A 9,266-nucleotide genomic window follows, 5' to 3' on the forward strand; every position below is an offset into this window, starting at 1 on the left:
AATTAGTTAGATATTTACTGAATATCCCTAATTAGCACAGCGCAAACCTAAGGGTTAAGCAGTCGGCGCAATATGCCAATGCAGCATCATCGAACCCAACTCGCCTTGCTGATAATTGGCGATGGCAAGTGGGTATGGCGGTAAGCGCACTGCGTATGATGGTTTTTGGTTGACAAGCTGACGAGTAATCCTCCATTCTTTGTCCACTTTTCAGTATAATTTTTAACATTATGAGTGCCTGTTTTGTCCACCAACCGTCCCCTTGACCGCAAATAATCGATTCTCGCGAAGGTTAGTTTTTGCGCAAAAAAGGGTTAGTAAGCGAATGCGGCAAAATGAATTTTTATTTAAAAACGCCGCCATTTGCACCAGTTATTGGGCTATTTGCTGCTAAATGCAGTGCATTTTGGTGCTAAATAGAGTGCGTTTTGATGCTAAATGGAGTGCATTTTGATGCTAAATGGAGTGCATTTTGGTGCTAAATAGAGTGCGTTTTGGTGCTAAATAGAGTGCGTTTTGATGCTAAACGCAAGGCAAAATGCTGCTAAATGCGAGACAAAAAGCATAAAGATACACTGCAATGGTATAAATAAAACCTTTTCGAGTCGTTAAAAATATGGCTGAAAAGGGCAAAATAGCCGTTAATACGTGGGATTTTAGGGGCAAAAAGCAGATAATTGGGACTGAAAAAACTGCGAACTGGCAACCAAATAGAAAGGCAAAATGGTGCAAAATGCACGTGATGTTGTCAAAAATGAGCCAAAAAACAAATCCGCAAGACTGCAATTTGCCCCTAATTGCTAGCTTTAACGCTCTTTTTTTCGCTAGAAGGGGCTGGCGAAGCGATAGTATTTTGTAAAGTATGAACAACAGATTTAACAAAAAACAAGAGCTTAGTAAAAGATTGAAAGACGGCCTTATAGAGCCCAAAGCCGGCACTATGGGCATGAGATAGGGGCAAAAACAAAAAGGAGTTGCGAACCTTGCGACTGCAACTCCTTTTGTTATGTCGGGATTACTGGACTCGAACCAGCGACCTCGCGCCCCCCAGACGTGTGCGCTACCAACTGCGCTAAATCCCGAACATTGCCTTTTAAGCGTGTGCAAAGGTAGGCAATAAATTGATAACGGCAAAATTTTTATGGCGTTTTTTCCGGTTAAGTGTGAAATTATCGCTTTTTTATCGTATTTTTGCGGTGGCGCAGTGCATCTTTTCTGACTGTTAGGGGCAGATGGTGCGGGTTGCCGTCATGTCTAACCCAATATATACGAAACAATGAAACAACGTTTGTTTTCACTTTTTATGGTGGCTGCCGCCCTTGTGCTGCTAACTGCCTGTGACAAGAAGGACGACCGTGCAACAATCCGCAAGCCCGAACCTGTGGAGCCTATAAAACTGGGCGTGCTGCCTGTTGTGTTCCATGTTTTCTATGCCGATGAGGACGACGTTACGCAAAAGGTTCCTGCCGGAAGACTAAAACAGGTGCTAGACAATGTCAACGGATTGTACCGCGGAGTTTATAGTGGAGCTGGGAATGCAAACATACGTTTCTTGCTGACACCCGTTGACGGGTCGGGCAATAGGCTCGACGAACCCGGCGTGGAGTATATCAAGCTGGAAGAAAGCGAATATCCCATCGACCCCTATGTGCTGATGAACGACAAGTCGGGCAAGTATAAGCGGTATATGTGGGACCCAAACCGATTTATTAACGTGTACGTATACCACTTTAAGCAGACAAAGACGAACGGAACAACGCTCGGCATCAGCCACATGGCGATTTCGGCGAAGGGCGAACACGAGCTGGAAGGCTTGCTTGCGGTGCAAGCCAAACACCTAACTTTGGATAATTTGCCAACTCCTTTCTGTGTTTCGGTAAACAGCAAGTATGTTAATGAAGAGTCAAACCGCTATAAAGATTGGCCCAACTTGCGCTTTCTTCGCATCAGCTCTGCCGACTTCAACGTTACGCTCGCCCACGAGCTGGGACATTATTTGGGACTATTCCACGTGTTTGGCGAAGAGAATGGGGAGTATATAGACGGCTTTAAGGATACCGATTACTGCAAAGACACGCCCACTTATAATAAGGTGGCGTATGATAAGTTCTTTATGGAATACCTTCAAACGCACAATGCCCAGACCGCAGACCTTAATGAGTTATTGAAACGTACGGGCAGCGATGGCAAAACGTTCAACTCTAACAACATCATGGATTATGCCATAAGCTTGGGACACACCTTCACACAAGACCAAACCAAGCGTATGCGCCACGTTCTTAATTATAGTCTGTTGATACCAAGGCCTGGTTCTAGAAGCAGAAGTGTTGATGCGCACAACAAGCCTAAGGGTGTTGTGGATGTTAAGTTTAGGGTGATAGAGTGATTTAAAGGTGAAAAGGTGAAAAGGTGAAAAGGTTGAAAGGGTGAAAGGGTGAAAGGGTGAAAAGATGGCTACGCCCACCAACTTGTCTACTCGTCTACCTGTCAGCTCGTTAACTTGTCTACTTGCCAACTCGTCAACTTGTTAACTTGTCTACTCGTCTACTCATAAACTCGCCTACTTGTCTACTCATAAACTCGTCTACCTGTCAGCTCGCCAACTTGTCAACTCGTTATATATAGCAGTGCCGTTCAGACAAACCGCCCTTTTGCTTGTTCCTCACCACTACGTACGCCTAACACGCTCGTGCTTAAATCGTACCTTAGCACGAAACACCCACAAAACACATGTTTTGCAACACGCTTTGTCATACAGGCATTGCTTGTTATGGCCTAAATCCGTAACTTTGCCGCATGAGTACAAACCCGAACAACACATACGAAGAATGGCTCACGGCCATAACCGGTACCCGACTGCTGTTTAATACGATGGCCGAACTGGAAGATTGGCTTGATAATCACTCGCTACACAACAACGGCGTGAAACGGAGTTTCAAGTCGGTTCAACGTATGCGAGCCGCTTTTAGGGACCTTAAAGAACAAGTTCGACTTGATACCGACGAGGCAGAAGACCTCGAAATGCTGCTCGGCGAATATCAAACGGCATGGCGTTTCTACGAGGAACATTTATCGCGGCGCGCCAATCCCGAAGAGCTAGCCTTCCAACTACTCCAATTTTGCCATGCACCTGCACCACCAACAAACCTAAACCCACGCATCGCACAAACGTTTTTGCAAGTGCAAACAGAACACATCAGCACCCCTTTCCTCGTTGCCTTCTTGCTAAAAGCCATCCCCGGATATGGTTCGCGCGACGGCGATGCAACAGACATGGGTCAAAAATACGAGTCGGTAATGCAGTTACTCGAACGCTTTACCAGCAACACGCCCGTCTTTACCTTACTCCCCGCGCTGGTTAAGGCCAAACAGGAGAAGAAGAAAACAAGGTTGATGCTGATTTACCACACCCGCGAAGTGCTGGAAATCTATAATGGTTTGTCCCACCCCCAAGGGATTTACGATACGGCAGACAACGTGAAGCAACAGACAGTAGCGCTAGACCTTGATGGCTTTTGGAACGAATGCGAAGGGCGCAACGAGCATACCCACTTTTGGCAGTTTGTTGAAGCCGACAATAACACAGGACATTTTATGTTCCACTGGGAGAAATTAGCAGATGGAACAATGCGCCACACGCGTTTCCTTATCCGGTTCTTTTGGGGAGAACAGGGCAAACGCATGGCCAATATCATGCACCCCTTAGCGTTTTGGAAACACATACAGGGGCATCCCTATTCAGATGAAGTAAACACTTACTACCATGTAGAGAAGCCTAAGGGCAAACGCCCACATAGTCTAGACCTATTTCGCGAGTTTCCCTCCGACGTATGGCCTGCAAAAATCAACCTTACGCGCGTAACAGACGAATCCTTGAACGAGCAATACGCCAATTGGATAACGCACAACAAGGGAGTTACAGCCCTATATCCCTCGGCCGAATACACGTTTTATTTCAGTCTTTTCGCCGTCTCTATAAACTACATCTACATCCTATCGGTACTCGACAACTTTCTCTATCGCATCCCGCGAGATGCACATGAAGGCTTTGAGAGAATTAAAATGGGCGATAACGTTGGCCAACTGCTTATGGACAACAAAGCATACCTTGCCTTCGACGAGCTAGACATCTACCTGCCCATCGAACCCGAAACACTAGAGAAGTATGGCATAACCAAGGTTGCGAACTGGGAAGAAGCCCCAATGTAGTTGTTCCCCTCCACCCTCTTAAACAGCTGCAAACTCGCAATGCAGGCAGAGAGGGGGGAGGGGGCGAGAAGGACTGCCCCTAGTGCCACACACCACAAAAAACGATGTGCTAACTACAATAAATCCTGCTCTTTTAGTTCTTGCAATTCAGTTTTATCTGGGTTCTCCATCTTGGCAAGCCTTCTTGCATGATTCATTATCATGTCTTCAAAAATGTTGCGAATGAAACGTCCATTAGCAAAGTGGCTATCTTTTGCATCAATAGTTGCGTTTATTCTCTCAAACAATTTCGTCAATGCTAACTCCGTAACGGTGTAATCTTCTTTATTACACATTAATTTAAAGATCTCCATAAGCTCGTTGGCCGTGTAGTCCTCAAACTCAATGAACGTGTTGAAACGTGATTTTAGCCCAGGATTAGATTCGAAGAATTTAATCATAGGTTCTGTATAGCCAGCCACAATAACAACCAAGTCGTCTCGATAGTCTTCAAGTGCTTTGGTTAGCTCTGTAAGGCATTCACGTCCGTACGAGTCTGTATGCTCGTTTTCCGTAATGCTATATGCCTCGTCAATAAACAGCACTCCTCCTCTAGCTCCTTCTATAACCTTTTTTACCTTATGCGCAGTCTGACCTTGAAAGCCTGCAATCAAATCGGTTCTAGAAACCTCTACAAAGTGTCCTTTGGACAATATTCCTATTTGCTTATATATTCTACCCACAATACGAGCAACAGTTGTTTTCCCTGTTCCAGGGTTGCCGGTAAAGGCAAGATGGAGCGTACTTTTTGGAGAGCTTAAACCTAGCCCCTTCCTTAACTTTTGAACCTTTTGAAAACAAATTAAATCACTTACCTTTGATTTTACATTGTGTAGTCCAACAAGGTGGTCTAGGTCGTTAAGCAGCTCATCTAATGTTTTTTCTGTTTCCCCATCGCCGGGTTTCGCGTTGCTCTTACAAATCCTTTCAATACTCCTAATGCCATGTAGCATAAACAGACTATCTTTTAGTGCAATTGCAATCTGTCTTATTCTGCTATCTTCACTTTTTCCAAACTTTGTTATATATACAACAAGTTCAACGATGTCTTTTCGTTCAGACAACTTTATTACTCTCGTGGCACATTGATGAATTCTACCTTTGCTGTGTGTTACAGCGTCTAGATTGGTGGCTGTGTCTAAAAGGTTTTCCTCATACTTGTTTTCTATACTCATAATAATCCGGCTAAGCGTAAGACGAGTTGGATAATTGATAGAGACATAGCCCCAGCCGCAATAGCGTAAGCCGTTTTTATTTTGCTACTGACGATACGCTCGCCTTGTTCAATTCTCTTGTTGATGTCATTAAAAGAAGATTGTTGTTCCTCTTTGTTTCTATAAAATTCTTTTGTCAGTGTTACCTGTTCTTGCTTATTCGCAAGTATACTTGCTTTCTGTCTTTCCACATCCTTCCAAAGATTATCTATGTCGGCAAGGTGCTCGTAAGATTGCAGTTCTGAATGGTAGTTTTGCAGTATCAACAAATCCTTTTGTGTTTGGTTTTTCGTGTTATCTATCTGTTCGCCAATGTAGTTCAATTGATTTTGAAGTTCCGACAAAGAAGATTTAAAACTTTCTAAACTACCAACGTCAGCAAGTGAATGAATATTATTGTCTATTGTTGCCAATTGGGACATCGTAGAATCCCTAAAGTCTTTAAGAACCTGCACTGTTGCTTTCAAACCCAGGATGGTATTGTTGATGTCCTTTTGAGCCATCATGGCCTGTTCACTGGCTTTGTTGGCAGACTCTATCGCCCCTAGAATGCCTCGAATGTATTCTTTGTCAAGTTGGTCAAATGCGTTATATACTTTATGAAACTCCCTATATAGAGTGCGAAACCGCTCGTTAGCCTCAATAAATGCACTTTGTATATTCGACACTAATTCATTGGCTTCCTTACCCGTCACATTGTGTGCATTCCAACCAATTAGGTTTCCTTTTGTTTCGAAAGTTGGTAGGGTAATTGCCCTAGGTGTCGTCTGAGCCAATTTGCCTATCTCACTTAACTGTTTTTTGAAGTTATGTCCTTCTATTGATTTGTTTTCCATTCCTTTAAATGCTTTTAAGTGTATTGAATATTTCGTCCATCTCTTCATTGTTGCGTAAATGTTCCTCTGCCTGGGAGTCCGAATTAGACAATATGTGCTCTACCATATCGCGCATTCCTTTTGCACCCTCCTTATGCCTGTCTTTAATGTTAGACATAGTGTTGTGCTCTGTTGCTTCCAGATTCTTTTCTGAAACATTTAGAAGTGAGGTTTGCGTATTAAGTATCTCATTCTTCTTTTCCAATTGCTGCAATTTGTTTTGCTCCTTTTGCCTCTTGGCAATTAGCCTATCAATGAGATTAAGTGCCAATGCACCAACAAGACCACTACCCAATGCTCCAAAGAAAATTCCTAGTAAGCTAGCTAAGTTTCCCAACAATGGGATTTGAACCGCAAAGATCGGTATGCTAGTTAAGGCTTTCTCTATAACTTCGCCAAGAGCAATTGCTCCCACTGCGGTAAGCCCTGCAATAATAATTTTCCCCACTTCAAGCATTTTAGTCCCAAACGATTTATCTTTGTTTGCAGGGTTTTTAAAGTACTGTATGGCTTCTTTAACAGATCTATAACCTTGCTTTAAAAACGTCCAGGCCTTTTTAAGCATGCCAACAATTGGGCCACAAATTGCAGTAACTATTGTTGACAAAAGCGTATCACGAGCTGTGGTTAGGTGCTGTTTAATATTAGAGATAAAGTTCTTGATCGCTTTCTTAACAGACTCGGTGAATGTACTAATCTTACGCTTGCCTGAACGAAACCAAGAAATAAGTTCTTTTATTATATCTTTTATCAGAGCAGCCAACAATCCCATCAAAACCGACCGAAGCGCTTTACCTCCTATACGGAAAGCTTCTGCTTTTTGAGATTGTTTACCAGTTTCTATAGAACGTTTTTGCCCTTCTTCCTTCTGTTTCGCATATTCCTCGCGAGCTACCCTATCTCTTTCGAGAAGTTCTTCTTCGTCAATGTTGAAGCGTTCTGCCGCTCTTTTCCCATCTCTTTTATGGTTTACAGCATCCACCATAGCAGCATCTCTTTTAGATGCATTAAAATCTCTATCTAAGGGCTGATAGTTTTCCTTACCGATAGCGAAATCGTGTTGCTCTTGTCTGCTCAAATGTGCATTCACTTCGGGGTCTCTGATTATCTCGGTAGCAGGTATCGTGTGGTCATTTGGCATACTTACACTCCCCGAAGGACCATTAAGATAATTTCTCGCGTTAGGCTTTACTTGTGCAACAATTTCATCGCTAAATCTCTTTTTCCCCATAACGATGTTGCCATGCTCATCCCGAACAAAATTACTTTGCCAACTGTCATGTCTTTCTTGGTAGTCAATACTACTATTATGGCTTGCTATTTTACCGTTAGCAAAATTCTCTGTGGTTTGAATATGAGCAGAGTCTCGTAAGTCGAGCGGTAATCCGCGATTCTCCTTAACAAAGTCCTCTCCTGCAATAATACCAATCTGGTTGATGAATTGATCCCAAACCACATTCATAACAGTTTCGCCAAGTGTATCAGGACTACCTATCTTTTCAAAGTCTTCCTCTAACCCAGACAATTCTAACATATGCGATGCGAGTTCACGTTCAAGTAGAGTTTCATCCTCATAAAGAGCTTCTTCATCCTCATTAGCCCATTGTTGCAGTTCGTTATAATTATCATTCATAAATGTATGTCTTTGATGTTAATATTTCTGTTGATATTACTTTCTCGATTATAGCGTGGCCATAGATATAATAAGAGCTTGACTTATGCCTATGTATTGTCATAGCGGTTATGTTTGAATTTAGTTTAATATTGTTCGATGCAATTGAACAGCTACGGCTTAGAGCCGTGGGGCGTTGCTGCGCTGTTCGCTGCGGGTTACGAATGCAAAGTTACGCAGAACCGATGTGGCGACGTTTGCTGCGAGGGGAGAATGTGGGAGCAGACCATACAAAATGCGAACATAACGTATGGGCGTACGTAACACGTGCAGTTGCCATGTGGGGAAAAGGTGCTTTGGAGGCTAAACCAACAAACCGTTCAAGGCTGGTCCACGCAGACTTGCAGCGTGGAAAAGAAGCACTTATGGCTAAACATCGAGCGCGTGCCCATGCAAAAGCAGGGCAAGCAAAGTGCGTTGCGGTGTGTGCAGGCTGGCGTTTGCAGGCATAACCGGTGCTTGTTGGCCTTTGCGTGTAGCCAACAGCCAAAGCAGCTGTGTAGATGAGCGGTTTCATAGTTATTAAGCGTGTGCCCTTGTGTCTCCATGATGGGGGCGAGTTTTTAGTGTTTGTTGCGTGCGGTAGCTACATACGATAACAAAAAGCGCGGAGACTACCGTCACCCGTCCCGCGCATATAGGCTCTCGCATTGCCCTTACAGTAGAACGAGCAACTGCAGAGCCCCACGCCGATGCGCTATATATGGCCGCTCCACACAACAAAGGCCATGCGCGTGGCAACAAGCCAACGGCATTCTCTGGTGTAGAGGGCGTGATAATTGCATCATTGCGGACATCTACTTGTTGCCTCGTCTCTGACTGCAAGTTCGAATTTGCGAGATTCATATACGCCAAAGACAAGACGTGGGTAAACGTCTTTCCATTATGTATGTGCCGTCTTGGCGGCCATAATCCGCAAGCGGATGGGCGATGTCGCAAAGGACGGCATTGCAAAAATACTAAAAAAGTTTTAAACAAATGGTGGATAGGATAGAAATTTTATTGAAACCGTCTTGGATTTTAATATTTTATTGAGAGGAGCTGGTTGTCTTTGTGATGCCAGCACAAAATAAACGTTCCTCTTCATGCGCGAAGTGCAGGACAGCAAACTCGCTGGCTTGTAAACCCACGAAAGCCCAACAAATCCCGAAAAAATTGATTCACGGCCTCATCAACTCACCACCTTGCAAACTTATCAACTCATCACCTCACCACCTTTCCACCTTGCAAACTCATCAACTCATTAACTCAAAAACT

At 43.8% G+C, this 9,266-nt stretch carries 8 protein-coding genes and 1 tRNA gene; 4 read left to right on the plus strand and 5 right to left on the minus strand.

The window, feature by feature from the left end:
• Positions 1-31 precede the first annotated feature (31 nt).
• Positions 32-229, minus strand: coding sequence for a hypothetical protein (locus tag HMPREF2955_RS15570; protein WP_139145451.1), 198 nt, complete (start codon positions 227-229; stop codon positions 32-34).
• 387 nt (positions 230-616) lie between these two features.
• Between HMPREF2955_RS15570 and HMPREF2955_RS02230 the strand changes: the two genes are divergently transcribed.
• Positions 617-859, plus strand: a complete 243-nt coding sequence (locus HMPREF2955_RS02230; RefSeq protein ID WP_070720478.1) for a hypothetical protein — start codon at positions 617-619, stop codon at positions 857-859.
• A 150-nt stretch (positions 860-1,009) separates the two neighbouring features.
• On the opposite strand, the gene HMPREF2955_RS02235 is transcribed toward HMPREF2955_RS02230, so the two are convergent.
• A tRNA-Pro gene (locus tag HMPREF2955_RS02235) sits at positions 1,010-1,082 on the minus strand.
• A gap of 194 nt (positions 1,083-1,276) precedes the next feature.
• Here HMPREF2955_RS02235 and HMPREF2955_RS02240 point away from each other — a divergent pair.
• Positions 1,277-2,386 (plus strand): zinc-dependent metalloproteinase lipoprotein, encoded by a 1,110-nt coding sequence (locus HMPREF2955_RS02240; RefSeq protein WP_070720480.1) that lies wholly within the window; start codon positions 1,277-1,279, stop codon positions 2,384-2,386.
• A gap of 410 nt (positions 2,387-2,796) precedes the next feature.
• Positions 2,797-4,209 (plus strand): hypothetical protein, encoded by a 1,413-nt coding sequence (locus tag HMPREF2955_RS02245; RefSeq protein ID WP_070720482.1) that lies wholly within the window; start codon positions 2,797-2,799, stop codon positions 4,207-4,209.
• Between the two features lie 113 nt (positions 4,210-4,322).
• On the opposite strand, the gene HMPREF2955_RS02250 is transcribed toward HMPREF2955_RS02245, so the two are convergent.
• Genes HMPREF2955_RS02250 through HMPREF2955_RS02260 form a run of 3 tightly spaced genes read right to left on the minus strand, consistent with a single transcriptional unit; the run spans position 4,323 to position 7,970 of the window.
• Positions 4,323-5,423 carry an AAA family ATPase gene (locus HMPREF2955_RS02250; RefSeq protein ID WP_070720484.1) on the minus strand — a complete coding sequence of 367 codons (1,101 nt, stop codon included), beginning with the start codon at positions 5,421-5,423 and terminating at the stop codon, positions 4,323-4,325.
• Entirely contained in the window at positions 5,420-6,298 is an 879-nt protein-coding gene (locus HMPREF2955_RS02255; protein ID WP_139145452.1) for a hypothetical protein, read from the minus strand. The genes HMPREF2955_RS02250 and HMPREF2955_RS02255 overlap by 4 nt, the downstream gene beginning before the upstream one ends.
• 4 nt (positions 6,299-6,302) lie before the next feature.
• A complete protein-coding gene (locus HMPREF2955_RS02260) occupies positions 6,303-7,970 on the minus strand; it encodes a cation diffusion facilitator family transporter (RefSeq protein ID WP_070720487.1) in 1,668 nt (555 codons plus the stop codon).
• Between the two features lie 138 nt (positions 7,971-8,108).
• On the opposite strand from HMPREF2955_RS02260, the gene HMPREF2955_RS16095 reads away from it, so the two are divergent.
• Positions 8,109-8,273 (plus strand): hypothetical protein, encoded by a 165-nt coding sequence (locus HMPREF2955_RS16095; protein ID WP_168166857.1) that lies wholly within the window; start codon positions 8,109-8,111, stop codon positions 8,271-8,273.
• The last annotated feature ends 993 nt before the right edge of the window (positions 8,274-9,266 follow it).

It is taken from the genome of Prevotella sp. HMSC073D09, assembly GCF_001814145.1.
GTDB classification, from domain to species: Bacteria; Bacteroidota; Bacteroidia; order Bacteroidales; family Bacteroidaceae; genus Prevotella; species Prevotella conceptionensis.